The 13009-nt window shown below is 57.2% G+C and carries 12 protein-coding genes; 8 read left to right on the top strand and 4 right to left on the bottom strand.

All coding sequences use genetic code 11. The features are described 5' to 3' along the window. The first annotated feature begins 88 nt into the window (after positions 1-88). Positions 89-1447, top strand: coding sequence for an esterase-like activity of phytase family protein (locus FHW16_RS02565; RefSeq protein WP_182547597.1), 1359 nt, complete (start codon positions 89-91; stop codon positions 1445-1447). Here the strand turns inward: FHW16_RS02565 and FHW16_RS02560 are convergent. The 3 genes from FHW16_RS02560 to FHW16_RS02550 all read right to left on the bottom strand — a co-directional run bounded on the left by FHW16_RS02560 (position 1444) and on the right by FHW16_RS02550 (position 3988). Then, positions 1444-2085 (bottom strand): alpha/beta hydrolase, encoded by a 642-nt coding sequence (locus FHW16_RS02560; RefSeq protein WP_182547596.1) that lies wholly within the window; start codon positions 2083-2085, stop codon positions 1444-1446. The genes FHW16_RS02565 and FHW16_RS02560 overlap by 4 nt on opposite strands. 75 nt (positions 2086-2160) lie before the next feature. Continuing rightward, positions 2161-3555, bottom strand: a complete 1395-nt coding sequence (locus FHW16_RS02555) for an aminotransferase (protein ID WP_182547595.1) — start codon at positions 3553-3555, stop codon at positions 2161-2163. A 91-nt stretch (positions 3556-3646) separates the two neighbouring features. Continuing rightward, entirely contained in the window at positions 3647-3988 is a 342-nt protein-coding gene (locus FHW16_RS02550; protein WP_182547594.1) for a hypothetical protein, read from the bottom strand. A gap of 303 nt (positions 3989-4291) precedes the next feature. Between FHW16_RS02550 and FHW16_RS02545 the strand changes: the two genes are divergently transcribed. The 3 genes from FHW16_RS02545 to FHW16_RS02535 all read left to right on the top strand — a co-directional run bounded on the left by FHW16_RS02545 (position 4292) and on the right by FHW16_RS02535 (position 8131). After that, positions 4292-4558, top strand: coding sequence for a plasmid mobilization relaxosome protein MobC (locus tag FHW16_RS02545; protein WP_182547593.1), 267 nt, complete (start codon positions 4292-4294; stop codon positions 4556-4558). A gap of 58 nt (positions 4559-4616) precedes the next feature. Continuing rightward, complete coding sequence (locus FHW16_RS02540) at positions 4617-7043, top strand: alkaline phosphatase family protein (RefSeq protein WP_182547592.1); 2427 nt, start codon at positions 4617-4619, stop codon at positions 7041-7043. Between the two features lie 287 nt (positions 7044-7330). Further along, the gene (locus tag FHW16_RS02535; RefSeq protein WP_210278004.1) at positions 7331-8131 is read left to right on the top strand and encodes a DUF1499 domain-containing protein; all 801 of its coding nucleotides are present in this window, start codon (positions 7331-7333) and stop codon (positions 8129-8131) included. Here FHW16_RS02535 and FHW16_RS02530 read toward each other — a convergent pair. Continuing rightward, entirely contained in the window at positions 8116-9021 is a 906-nt protein-coding gene (locus tag FHW16_RS02530) for an MBL fold metallo-hydrolase (RefSeq protein ID WP_182547591.1), read from the bottom strand. The genes FHW16_RS02535 and FHW16_RS02530 overlap by 16 nt on opposite strands. A 104-nt stretch (positions 9022-9125) precedes the next feature. On the opposite strand from FHW16_RS02530, the gene FHW16_RS02525 reads away from it, so the two are divergent. The 4 genes from FHW16_RS02525 to xdhA all read left to right on the top strand — a co-directional run bounded on the left by FHW16_RS02525 (position 9126) and on the right by xdhA (position 12926). Further along, the gene (locus FHW16_RS02525; protein ID WP_182547590.1) at positions 9126-9713 is read left to right on the top strand and encodes a biotin transporter BioY; all 588 of its coding nucleotides are present in this window, start codon (positions 9126-9128) and stop codon (positions 9711-9713) included. Between the two features lie 138 nt (positions 9714-9851). Then, positions 9852-10769, top strand: a complete 918-nt coding sequence (puuE, locus tag FHW16_RS02520) for an allantoinase PuuE (RefSeq protein WP_182547589.1) — start codon at positions 9852-9854, stop codon at positions 10767-10769. Further along, entirely contained in the window at positions 10766-11266 is a 501-nt protein-coding gene (locus FHW16_RS02515; protein ID WP_182547588.1) for an ureidoglycolate lyase, read from the top strand. Before puuE ends, FHW16_RS02515 begins: the two co-directional genes overlap by 4 nt. Positions 11267-11510: 244 nt before the next feature. Next, on the top strand, positions 11511-12926 hold the full coding sequence (xdhA, locus tag FHW16_RS02510; RefSeq protein ID WP_182547587.1) for a xanthine dehydrogenase small subunit: 1416 nt from the start codon (positions 11511-11513) through the stop codon (positions 12924-12926). Positions 12927-13009 lie beyond the last annotated feature (83 nt).

Raw genomic sequence — 13009 nt, 5'->3', positions numbered from 1 at the left:
TCAAAACTTCATGGAACAGTCAAACGGCAGAGATGCATGGCACCTATTGCTGCGGGCTCGATCCACGAACTCGAACCTCCGGTGACCCATGCGACCCATACTTGCCGCTCTGCTTTGCGCCACTTTTCTCGTACCGGCCTCGGCCTTTGCCGCCGATCAGGAATTCAAGGCGAAACTCGTCTCTCACGCCATTCTACCAGCCAACACCATCATCAAGGCCCCTGAAAATGTGCCCGAGCACCTGAAAACATCCGGCAAATTCACCACCGCCGACCGCAAGCGCGCCGAGGGCCTGGGCACTGTTCCCGGCAAGGATGGTGTCCGGCTGACCGGTCTTAGCCTGCCGTTCGATGGCCAGCCGGTACAGGGTTTTTCCGGTATCAAGGCCGTTGGCGACGGCACGTACTGGTCGCTGTCCGACAATGGTTTCGGCAGCAAGCTGAACTCACCCGATGCCATGTTGATGCTGCATCACATCGCCTTCGACTGGGACAAGGGCACGGTCGAGCGCAAGGAAACCGTGTTCCTGCGCGATCCGGACAAGAAAATCCCTTTCCCGATCATCATGGAAGGCAGCGACACACGCTACCTCACTGGCAGCGATCTCGATGTGGAATCAATCCAGCCGGTTGCCGACGGTTTCTGGATCGGCGAAGAGTTCGGCCCCTATCTCGTCAAGGTGACGCGCGATGGCAAGGTGACTGATGTCATCGCCACCAAAGTTGGCGACCGCGCCGTTCGTTCGCCCGACAATCCGGCCATTACGCTCCCGGCCAACCCGACGCTGAAAAACCCGGCCTTCAATCTCAAGCGTTCCGGTGGGTTCGAAGGTCTCGCGCAATCCAAGGATGGCAAGAAACTTTACGGCCTGCTCGAAGGACCGCTGTTCGGCGACGACGGCGTGGTGGAAAAGGTCGATGGCCAGCCAGCGCTGCGTGTCATCGAATTCGATGTTGCATCGAAGAACTGGACCGGCCGCAGTTGGCTCTATCCGCTGGCACAGGGCGGCGAGGCGATCGGTGATTTCAATATGATCGACGAGACGACAGCCCTCGTGATCGAACGCGACAATGGTGCGGGCACTTCAGCCAAGGCCTGTGCCGATCCGAAGGCGCCGAAGCCCGATTGCTTCGATGTACCATCCAAGGTCAAACGCATCTACAAGATTGAAATGACCGATCAGAATGTCGGCTCCGCCGTGCGCAAGATCGGCTATATCGACCTTCTCAACATTGCCGACCCTGATAACAAGAAGCGCCAGGGTGGTGGTGATGGTTTTTACGACATGCCGTTTGTCACCATCGAGAATGTGGACGTGGTCGATGCCAGCCATATCATCGTCGGAAATGACAACAACCTGCCGTTCTCGGCTGGTCGCGCTGTCGACAAGGCCGACGATAATGAATTCGTGCTGCTGGAACTCGGTGATTTTCTGAAGGCGCGTTAATACCTGGTCCGGGGCGGCTTATGCCGCCCGTCTTCCAGCCAGGCTCTGGCGATTGTCTGGTCGGCATTACTCCAGCCGTGCCCGGCTGGAATGGAATGATATGTTACACCAGCACTTGCATCCCGGAATTGCCGGGCGATGAATGGCGCGTCCTGCGGGTCGCGGCGTTTATCGTGTTCTCCTGCAATGATAAGGACGGGATAGTGATCAAGCGGCGGAAATACATCGCCGGGCGACGGAGAAAGTGGCCTCAGGAGAATAGCCCCTGATGTCAGCGTCTTGTCCTGACAGATTGCGGCGGCGGCGATGATTGCGCCGTTCGAATAACCCGCCAGAATAGGTGGCTTGCGCAGATCATAGTGTTTGGTGGCGTAGCGAATGAACCCGCACAATGTGGCCGCGCGGTCTGACAGATCAAGCAGATCGAGCGTTCTGTCGGCATGTCGGCGAAAAAAGGCAAATCCACCCTCCCACGGCAGGGTGCCGCGTAGCGCAATCCGGGTTGCAGCGGGCAAAATCGTCTGGCCAAAGCCAGCCAGCGTAGTCTCGTCCTGTCCACTTCCATGCAGGAGTATGAGTGCAGGAATTTCCGTATCACCGGGCTGCACCGTGTGGAAGTAGCCGGACGATTCGGGCATAACGAACCTCTTGGTGGCGTCGCGGGAAACACCGGGCAGGAGGCCCGATGTTGTGATTTACAAAGACGACGCGCCTTAAATCGCCCGCAGATTGTTCTTCGAAACGTGCTCTTCCGTGTCGGCCAACGCCAGCTCGAAGCGGTTGAAGAGTTCGTTGAGTTCCGCTTCGGTGATGATCATCGGCGGGCAGAAGGCGATGGAATCACCGATGGCCCGCAGCACTGCGCCGTGGCCTTCAAGGAAGCGGGCGAGTTGCGCGCCGACGCCATGTGCCGGATCGAAGGAGCGCTTGGTTGCCTTGTCAGCCACCAACTCCACGGCACCCATCAGGCCGGAATTGCGTACTTCGCCCACCAGCGGATGGTCGATCACCTTTTTCAGGCGCGCTTCGAAGGTCGGCGTCAGCCCGCGCACATAGTCGACAATGTTGCGGCGCTGGTAGATCTCGATTGCCTTGACTCCGAGCGCACAGCCGAGCGGATGGCCGCCATAGGTGAAGCCGTGCCCGAAGGTGCCGATCTGGGCGCTGTGATCGACATAGGCCTGATAGACGTCCTCGGGAACCAGCACGGCGCCGAGCGGTGCATAGGCCGATGTCAGCTGCTTGGCGGCCGAAATGGTTGTCGGCGTCATGCCCACGGCCTGACTGCCCCACCAGTGACCGGTGCGGCCAAAACCGTTGATGACCTCATCGGCGATAATAAGGATATCGTGTTCGCGCAGGATCGGCTCGATGGCAGCGAAATAACCCGATGGCGGCACCAGCACGCCGCCGGCGCCCATTACCGGCTCGGCGATGAAGGCGGCAATCGTGTCGGGGCCTTCGCGCTCGATCATGTCGCGCAGCGAATCGGCGAGTCGCGTGACGAATTCCGCCTCGCTTTCGCCAGCCTGGCCGAAACGGTAGTAGTGCGGGCAGTCGGTGTGCAGGATGCCTTCCACCGGAAGATCCCAGCCCTTGTGGTTGTAGGGCAGGCCGGTCAGCGACGCGGCCATGATAGTCACGCCGTGATAGGCCTTGACGCGGGAAATGATCTTTTTCTTCTTCGGACGGCCCAGCGCATTGTTGTAGTACCAGGCAAGCTTGACCTGCGTGTCATTGGCTTCGGAGCCCGACGAAGTGTAGAAAACCTTGGAAATCGGAACGGGTGCGATTTCCTTCAGCTTTTCGGCAAGCTCGATCGCTGGTTCCATGCCTTTGCCGCCGAAGAGATGGTAATAGGGCAGGGTGCGCAACTGCTCGGTTGCCGCCTCGATCATTTCCTGATCGCCGAAGCCGAGGCCCGCGCACCAGAGGCCCGCCATGCCTTCGATGTATTCCTTGCCCTGTGTGTCGTAGATGTAGACCCCCTTGGCATGGCCCATGACCAGCGGTCCCTGCTCCTGAAGCTTATGGAGGGGCGTGTAGGGATGCAGGATCGAATCGACATCGCGCTGCTGAACATTTGTAAGGGGGCGGCTGCTCGCCATTTTATGACTCCATTTTCAAGGGATGGAGCGAGCTTAGCCAGACTTGTCTGAAAGAGCAAAGCGACTTCAAAAGAAAACTTTAAATGCGTTGCTATTCCGGGCGAAGGCCCTTCATCACGGCGGCGTAGTCCTTGCCGAGGCGGCTGAGCAGTGTGGTTTCATCATCTTCGGCTGAAACGGTGAGACTGGTGCCGTCATTGCCGAGCATGACGAAAACGATCTGATCGACGGCACCGTCCGAAACGGAAATAGCGGCAATGCGCTGCTGGTCTCCGTCTTCCGGTGCCCTGATGTTGAAAACAACTTCGCCGCTGACCAGTGCGGCGGCTTTCTGCAATGCGCCTTCAAAACCGTCGGCAACAATATCCTGTGCGCCAAGCGCCAGTTCGATCTCGACAACTTCAAGCGAAACCGCTTTGCCAGTCTCAGGCATTCTATCCGGCCTCGTCATTTTGCGTTGTGAAAAGCGGCTTGCTTGCCCGCCTTCTGTTTCCTGCCCTGAATCACTTGAGCGATGATGTCAGCTATGTGACAGCCGATCTACTCATAAAGTGTAAACGGTTGAGATGGTTCGATGGTGTGGCGGATTACTGGCCGTTGGCGGGTTTCTTGCATGTGTCATCAGGGCTTCATAAACCGCGGGCATTCATGTGCCGTTGCCTCGGATTTCAACTTAGCTATCCAATTCCATTTTTTAGATGCCGCATTTTCATTCACACATTTATCGGAGGGGATTTTGAAACCTCGATTTTTTCTATTGCTGCCATTGCTTTTCCCCACAGCCTGTTCCGACACGGAACAACCCAGAACAGTTGCTGTCTCGCCATCGACATTCGACGCGGAACAATTTGACGAGTTGAAGAATCAGATCGCCAGACTTGCAAACCAGAACGCCGGTTTTGCCGCGGATGCGGCTGAAATGAAGCGGCTTCAGGATGAGATCAACCATCTGAAAGTCGCCGAATCTCCTCACTTGCAGCCTGCCGTCGAGGTCTGCCAGTAAGACGCTCGATTTAAGAAAAAATAATCATTTCAATATCTTGTTATTTCAGGAAGCAATTATGGAAAGACGTGATTTTATCAAGATGCTTGGCATTGCCGGCATCAATACCGCCGCCTATGCGGCATGTTCCGCCTATATGCAGGAAGCACTGGCAAGTTCGACGGTGGTCAACGAGATGCTGAGCGCTTCGCTCCATTGCAAGGAGGGCTCGCTTGCGGACATCGAGCACGTGGTGATTCTGATGCAGGAGAACCGGTCTTTCGACCATTACTTCGGGACGCTGCGCGGTGTCAGGGGGTTCGGTGATCCGCGGCCGCTGAAACTGCAGAACGGCGAACCGGTCTGGCATCAGGCGCAATCAGACAGTTCGGCGCAAAAGATACGGCCGTATGAACTACCCCAAGGTGACACGCTGGATGCGGAGGGTGGCGCGGGCGGCGTGTTCCTGCAGGACCCTGCGCATGACTATGAGAGTGGTCTTGCCGCGTGGAATGGCGGCCTGATGGACAAATGGATTCCGCAGAAGGGCATCGTGTCGATGGCCCATTATACCGAGCGGGATATTCCGCTTTATTTCAAGCTGGCCAAAGCCTTCACCATTTGTGACTCCTATTTTTGTTCGCACAATGGAGCCACCGATACCAATCGCATCTATTTCTGGACCGGGACCAGCAAGGGCCGTTACGACAACAGCCATTTTCCCTTTGCTAATGAACACACGGAACTTAAGCGGCCTGATTGGAAGTCCTATCCGGAAGTATTGGAAGACATGCTCAAAAAGTTCCAATCGCGCGAACCGAAGGTTAGGCAGGAACTGGAAAAATGCGTCAGCTGGAAGTTTTATCAGGATGGTGTGGGAAGCGATGTTTTCACAGGAAACTACGACAACAACCCCCTTGAAGCCTTCGAAAATTTTCGCGAAAAGAACACGTCGTTTTACAAGAAAAGCCGAACAGCTCACTCCGTCTTGCGGACTGACGCCAACGTGCCGTCAGAGCTTGAAAAGGATGTTGTTTCCGGCAATCTCCCTGCTGTTTCCTGGATTGTTGCACCGAAGGCGTTTTCCGAACACGCCGTCTATCCTCCGCATTTTGGCGAGTATTATGTAAATGAGATATTGCGCGCGCTCGTTGCCAACAAGGAGGTCTGGAAAAAGACCGCGCTCTTTATAACCTATGACGAGAACGGGAGCTTCTTCGATCACGTGCCACCACCGGTCCCGCCTTTGAGCGTTCTTGAAGCCGCTGTGAAGTACGGCTTTCTCACCAGCGTTCTATCAGAGGGGATAGAGATAACAGCAACAACCCTGAACAATGAAGGGAAAGAAGAGGGGCGCGATTTCAATTCGGAAAATGCCTACAGGGGAAATCCGAAGGGTAAAGATGAAACAGACGATGAAAAGAAAAAACGGGAACTGATACGACCTTTAGGGATGGGCATGCGTGTTCCATTGCTGGTCATTTCTCCATGGAGCGCGGGCGGACGCGTTTGCTCAGAAGTGTTTGATCACACTTCGTTTATATCATTCCTGGATACGTGGATCGAAAAACGCCTTGGGGCAAAGGGAGAATATTTCAAAGGGCTAGGAGCTTCGAATATCTCTGCCTGGCGAAGAGCCATTGCCGGCGACCTGACAAGCACGTTGGATTTTGACCGTGGGGCAGCGGGGGCGATAGACGCATTCATCGATAGGACAGTACCGGTGAAAATTTTTACCGAAGACGAAAAGAAGAAAGCAGAAGCAACGAACAAATTTTCCCCCGATATCAAGGTCGTCAATGCCGATCCCAACGCAAAGAATCCGGTTGCGGTGAAACAGGATCGAACACAGTGCAATCTGTTGCCGGTGGATTATGATTTTCAGATCAGCTTTAAGATTAAACCTGCTTCTGCAACCATGCCGACGCCGTTTCTAGAATGTCACTGCATAAATTCGGGTCAGCTTGGCGTATCATTTGCCATTTATGCCTATGATGCGCCAATTCCGCCGATGCTCATTAGCTTGGAAGGAAAGCGGCCTGGCGGCTATCCAGCAAGTCTCAAAAACGAATTCTTTCCGATGAATGAACAATCCGACTATTACTATGCCGCTCATGGTCCCAACGGCTATCTGGTGGAGGTTCGCGGCAATGCGCAAAGCGCCACGGAGGCTGCCTTTCATTTCAGTTACGATATAACGCGAGATAAAGACGGAAAAACACTCAGCTTTCACTTCCCGAATTGGCCGACGGCCAACGGAACACTGAAACTGGTCAACGCGTACACTCACGAGGTGTTGCCTGTTAAAAATGGCACCAAGCGTGTTGACGTTGCCACCAAAGACGGCTGGTACGATGTCTCCTTCGTCGACGCTGTTAACACCGACAGCAAATACCTGCGGCGATATGCCGGGCATATCGAGAACGGCAAGATGAGCCGGACCGATCCGGCTATCGGAATGGTCTATGACGAGGCGACAAGGGTCTACGTTCCGGTGGCTTTATAGGGTGCAGAACCCCTGACGCGCGGTGGGTGCATGGTTCTTGGTTCGACAAGCTCACCATGAGGGAGAGTGAAGCTGCAAGGCCAACCGGAAACATTGCAGTCTGAACAGTCTTGCAAAATATAGCTCCCTGCAATCCTCACTCTCCCTCATGGTGAGCTTGTCGAACCACGGACTCATGATGAGCTTCCTGAGCTTGTCGGACCAGGAACCACGCCCCATCGCTTGTCTCATTGCGGAAATACGGTTAGCTGTTCGTGTCAGTCACAGACCAGCCCCATCAGGATTCCATGCGACACCACATCCGACGCCGCCAATCGATTTCCGCCAAGTGGTCAGTGCGGATTGCGTTCCTGTCGGCGATCCTGTTTGTGCTTTCCGCCCTCGGGCACCGCTTCGAGCGGATTGAAACGCCGGAGTTTCTCTGGCTGCTCGCCATTGTTGCCGGCCTTGCACTGCTTGCGCTGCTGCTCAGCATCAAGGGGTTTACCAGCCTGTGGCGGCGCGGCGACCGTGGCGGTCCATCGGCGTTCTGGGGCGCCGTGATTGCGCTGGTGGTGCTCGGTCCGTTCATCACCACGGTGTATCAGGCAATGACCCTGCCGGCGATCTATGACGTATCGACCGATATCACCGAGCCCCCGGCATTGTTCGCCCTTGCCGGACAAAGGACGGAGCGTATGAACCCGCTGGTCAATGATACGCAGAGCCGCGCTTTGCAGGCCAGCGCTTATCCCGGTGTGACGGGCCGTCGCTATGAGGGGTCGCCGGATCGCATACTTGACGCCGTCGTGTCGGTGATTGCCGACAATGGCTGGACAATCACCGAGCAGAAGGGTGTACCCGGCGATGACGAGGAAATTCTGGTGGAAGTCGTTGCCAGAACCTGGCTGCTTGGTTTTACCAGCGATGTGGTCATCCGTCTGAGTGACGAGGGCGAGACCACGTATGTCGATATGCGTTCCGTGTCACGCTATGGCATTCACGACCTCGGCGACAATGCCGACCGCATCACGCAGTTCATGACGGCGCTCGACACCCAGGTTCAGAGTGCCCAGCCCGAGGAAGACACCACTCAGCCCGCCCAGTAAACGCCGTCAATGGAAGGACTGCCTTCCGTAAACACCCTGCCTCGGGCGACGAGGTCTTCGAGATGCGCAAGCACCGAAAGCCCTGCAGCGCCGTGCAGGCGCGGGTCGGTTTCACGGTAGATGACCTTGACCATGGCGGGAATCGTGCGGTCGCCCAGCTTCACGCGTTCGAACACCGCCCGCTCGCGCATCTTGCGATGGGCTTTCAGGCCGCGCACAAAGGTTTTCGGTTTTGTCACCGCACCGCCATGGCCGGGAAGATAAACCCGGTCGTGCCGCTCCAGCAGCCGGTCGAGCGAGGCCATATAGTCAGACATGGAACCATCAGGCGGCGCCACGATGGATGTGGCCCACGCCATCACATGATCGGCGGAAAACAGGATATCGGTTCCTTCAAGCCCGAACACCACATGGTTGGCCGTATGGCCCGGTGTGTGGATTGTCCGCAGGGCCCAGCCATCGCCCGCAATGACGGAATTATCGGCGGCAACGATATCCGGCACGAAATCATAGTCCCCGCTTGCATCGAGCAGGTTGACCTCGCCGATATGCAGCGCCCGGGCCGGACGGTGTGGGCCTTCCGCGACAAGCGTCGCACCAAGCTCGGCTTTCAAAACGGTAGCAAGCGGTGAGTGGTCCCGGTGCGTATGGCTGACAAAAATATGGCTGACGGGACGCCCGGCAATCGCACGCAGCAATGTCGCATGGTGGGCCGCGTCTATCGGACCCGGATCGATCAGCGCCAACGTGTCCTGGCCGATGAGATAGCTGTTGGTGCCATAAAAAGTGAACGGGCTGGGATTGTTGACCGTGATGCGCTTGATATCAGGCGCAATCTCGACGGCTTCGCCATAATGCGGCGCAAAAGAACTGTCGAAAACGAGGGACATGGGGGTGTACAGACCTTTGTGGTACTTCAGGTGTATTGCGAAGCGGCGTCATCCCCAATATACCCTTTTCAACGCGTGGCGAAAGCCGATCCGGAGGATAGAACATGATTGCTGCCCAAACTCGCTCCCTTGCCGAAACCTTTCAGCCGGAAGGCCAGCTTGCCAAAGCCGTATGGTTTGTCTCGCTTGCCCTCGTCGGCACGGCATTGATGACCCTTGCTGCCAAGACCAAAGTTGACATGGTTTTCGTCAACGTCACCATGCAGACATTCGCGGTTTTCGCCATCGCTGCAGCCTATGGCTCACGTCTGGCCGTCGCCACAGTGGCGCTTTATCTGCTGGAAGGTGCGCTCGGCATGCCGGTTTTCACCGGGACGCCGGAAAAGGGCATCGGGCTTGCCTATATGGTCAGCACGACAGGCGGATACCTCATCTCCTATCTTGCCGCTGCCTGGGTTGTCGGTCTTGCCGCTGACAAAGGCTTTGCCCGCAACCCCGTCGTCATGGGCGTTGCGATGCTTGCCGGCGAAGCGATCATCCTCAGCCTCGGTTTCCTCTGGATGGCCTATCTGCTCGGCTTCGAGAAGGCTTTTGCTTTCGGCGTCGGCCCGTTCATCGTTGCCGATATCCTGAAGCTGGCTCTGGCCGCTGCCATCGTTCCGGCCGTGGGGACGCTGCTCAAGCGCCGCTGATAGCCAACAGTACCCGATTATACAAAGCCGCAGTTCAGTCTGCGGCTTTTTCTTTTGTCTGATTGTTCAGCATTGACAATACAGCGCAGGATTCGCAGGTTCGCCGGATAGCGCTATGACCAAACTGTGAGGCATTCCTTGTCAGACTATCCCCGCGATCTGATCGGCTTTGGCCGCAATACACCTGATCCCAAATGGCCGGGCAATGCCCGGATCGCCGTGCAATTCGTGATCAACTACGAAGAGGGCGGTGAAAGCTGCATTCTCGATAAAGACCCCGCCTCGGAAAACCTGTTGTCGGAGATCGTTGGCGCGGCAGCGTGGCCGGGGCAGCGCAATCTCAACATGGAATCCATCTATGAATACGGTTCCCGTACCGGTTTCTGGCGGTTGTGGCGCATCTTTACCCGTCGGGACCTGCCGGTGACGGTCTATGGCGTGACGCTGGCCATGGCGCGCAACCCCGAAGCGGTGGCCGCGATGCAGGAAGCCGATTGGGAAATCGCCAGTCACGGGCTGCGCTGGCTGGAATACAAGGATTTCCCCGAAGAGATCGAGCGGCAGCACATTCTCGAGGCTGTCCGGCTGCACACCGAAGTCACCGGTTCGCGCCCGCTCGGCATCTATCAGGGCAAGCCTTCGGACAACACGCTCAAAATCGTCATGGAAGAAGGCGGTTTCGTCTATTCGGCCGACAGCTATGCCGATGAACTGCCCTATTGGGTGAAGGGGCCAAAGGGCCCGCATTTGATCGTCCCCTACACGCTCGATGCCAATGACATGCGTTTTGCCACACCGCAAGGTTTCAACACAGGCGACCAGTTTTTCACCTATCTCAAGGACACATTCGATGTGCTCTACCGGGAAGGGCAGGAAGGAGCGGCAAAGATGATGTCCGTCGGCCTGCACTGTCGACTTGTCGGGCGCCCCGGCCGGGCAGCGGCGCTGGAGCGGTTCCTGGATTATGTGCAGGGCCACGAAGGTGCCTGGGTGACGCGGCGCATCGATATTGCCCATCATTGGCATGAACACCATGCTCCGGACAGTGCCGCATGACCATCATACCGCTTGCCGTCCAGCCGCTGACCCGCGCGGCGTTCGAACCCTTTGGCGATGTCATCGAAACCGAAGGTGCGGAGATACGCCTGATCAATAATGGCACCACGCAGAGGTTTCACGACCTTGCCCATGTGGATGTCACCGGCGACGATGCGCGGGTTCTGGTCAATATCTTTCGCGGACAGGCTTTCGCCCCGCCACTTGATATCGTGATGCTCGAACGCCACCCGCTGGGCAGTCAGGCATTTTACCCGCTGCAAAACCGGCCGTTTCTGCTTGTGGTGGCGGACGATGATGCAGGCCGCCCCGGCCAGCCCAAGGCGTTTCTGGCGATGGGGCATCAGGGTGTCAATTACGGGCGTAATGTCTGGCATCACCCCCTGATCTCACTGGAAGCGGAGTCGGATTTCCTCGTGGTTGATCGTGGTGGCGCAGGGAATAATCTCGAAGAGTTTTTCTTCGAGGATGTGATCTATCGCATCGAGCCGGTGTGAGTCGCAGCAGGCTTGGTGCGTGGTTCGACAAGCTTACCATGAGGGAGAGTGAGGGCTGCAGGGAGTCAAGTTCTGCGATCTTCGTAATTGGCATTCTCTGCAATTTTCGCGATTAGCGTTGTAGCACCACTCTCCCTCATGGTGAGCTTGTCGAACCACGAACCACGCACCATCACCACGGACGGCTCTCATCCCTCTCGTATGCCCCTTGACGCCTTACCTCTGCCGGTTGAAGCTGTATACCATGTCACAGATGATCAAATTTTTTCTCAATGGTCAAAAACAGGAAGCATCTGTCCGGCCGGATATGACGGTGCTTGACTGGCTGCGCAGCGCGCCGCGATTGACGGGAACCAAGGAAGGCTGCGCGGAGGGTGATTGTGGCGCCTGTTCGGTGCTCATCGGTGACCCCCATGGTGATTCGGTGCAATATCACGCGGCCAACAGCTGTATTCTGGCCATGGGCCAGATTGACGGGCGCTCGCTGGTCACTGTCGAAGGCCTGAAAACCGAAGTCCTGCACCCGGTGCAGGCGGCAATGGCTGAAAACGGCTCATCCCAGTGCGGTTTCTGTACGCCGGGAATCGTCATTTCTCTGGCCGGTCTTGCTGCCAACAACGTCAAACCCGATGATCACGCCATTCATGATGCGCTGGCGGGTAATCTGTGCCGCTGCACCGGCTATCGCCCCATCGTTGAAGCGGCGCGCAAGGTTGCAGGTGGCGGCGGTGCAGCGATATCGGGACCGCAGGTGGCAGCGTTTGCGAACTTGGATCCGCAAAAGGCGATATCCGCCGATGGGTCGACCTTCCACCAGCCGGGTACGCTCGCCGACCTGCTGCAATTGCGCAAGGACAAACCGGATGCGCTGCTTCTCGGCGGCGGAACCGATCTTGGCGTTGCGCTGGCCGATTATCACACGGATTGGGACGAGGTGATCTCGCTGGCGCATGTGCGTGAAATGCGGGTCATCGGCGAAACCGAGAATCATCTGAGTTTTGGCGCTGCCGTGACGTGGGAAGAGGTGCTTGCGCGCGTCGCCGGCTCCTATCCGTCCTTTGCCACACTTATTCGCCGTTTCGGCTCCACCCAGATCCGGTCCATGGGAACCATCGGCGGCAATATCGGCACGGCGAGCCCGATCGGCGATGGGCCGCCTGCCTTGATCGCGCTGGGTGCGGATGTCGAACTGGCTTCGCTCAATGGCCGCCGATTCATGGCGCTTGAGGATTTTTTCCTGGATTATCGCAAGACGGAATTGCGGGCTGACGAAGTGATTGCATCGGTCTCCATTCCCAAGCCCAAACCGGGGCAGGAATTCCGCGTCTACAAGATTTCCAAACGTTACGATCAGGATATCTCGACGGTCTGCGCTGCCTTTTCCATCACCCGCGAGGACGGGCAGGTCCGCAGCGCGCGCATCGCCTTTGGCGGCATGGCTGCAATACCCCGCCGGGCGCTAGAGGCCGAACGTGTGCTTGTCGGCAGCCAGTTCGACGCAAAGGCGGTCGACGCCTGTGCGGCGGCAATCACCGCTGCGTTCAAGCCACTCAGCGACTGGCGCGGCAGTGCGGATTACCGGCTGCAGGTGGCGGCCAATCTGGTCGAACGGTTCTGGCGGGATGTTTCGGGAGAGACCGTGGAAGTGATGGCGCTATGACCGACAGTTTTGGTTCTCGTGGCACGCCCCTCTGTCCTGTCGGACATCTCCCCCGCAAGGGGGGAGATCAGCTTTCATTGCGA

Source organism: Phyllobacterium myrsinacearum, assembly GCF_014138285.1.
Classification (GTDB): domain Bacteria; phylum Pseudomonadota; class Alphaproteobacteria; order Rhizobiales; family Rhizobiaceae; genus Phyllobacterium; species Phyllobacterium myrsinacearum_A.
The sequence above is the reverse complement of the archived record's forward strand: the minus strand, read 5'-3'. Positions and strand labels throughout refer to the sequence as shown.

What these genes read in the sequence shown, in the direction of transcription:
- FHW16_RS02565 (WP_182547597.1), top strand. Translation starts at nt 89, where the DNA reads ATGCGACCCATACTTGCCGCTCTGCTTTGCGCCACTTTTCTCGTACCG.
- FHW16_RS02560 (WP_182547596.1), bottom strand. Translation starts at nt 2,085, where the DNA reads ATGCCCGAATCGTCCGGCTACTTCCACACGGTGCAGCCCGGTGATACG.
- FHW16_RS02555 (WP_182547595.1), bottom strand. Translation starts at nt 3,555, where the DNA reads ATGGCGAGCAGCCGCCCCCTTACAAATGTTCAGCAGCGCGATGTCGAT.
- FHW16_RS02550 (WP_182547594.1), bottom strand. Translation starts at nt 3,988, where the DNA reads ATGCCTGAGACTGGCAAAGCGGTTTCGCTTGAAGTTGTCGAGATCGAA.
- FHW16_RS02540 (WP_182547592.1), top strand. Translation starts at nt 4,617, where the DNA reads ATGGAAAGACGTGATTTTATCAAGATGCTTGGCATTGCCGGCATCAAT.
- FHW16_RS02535 (WP_210278004.1), top strand. Translation starts at nt 7,331, where the DNA reads ATGCGACACCACATCCGACGCCGCCAATCGATTTCCGCCAAGTGGTCA.
- FHW16_RS02530 (WP_182547591.1), bottom strand. Translation starts at nt 9,021, where the DNA reads ATGTCCCTCGTTTTCGACAGTTCTTTTGCGCCGCATTATGGCGAAGCC.
- FHW16_RS02525 (WP_182547590.1), top strand. Translation starts at nt 9,126, where the DNA reads ATGATTGCTGCCCAAACTCGCTCCCTTGCCGAAACCTTTCAGCCGGAA.
- FHW16_RS02515 (WP_182547588.1), top strand. Translation starts at nt 10,766, where the DNA reads ATGACCATCATACCGCTTGCCGTCCAGCCGCTGACCCGCGCGGCGTTC.
- xdhA (WP_182547587.1), top strand. Translation starts at nt 11,511, where the DNA reads ATGTCACAGATGATCAAATTTTTTCTCAATGGTCAAAAACAGGAAGCA.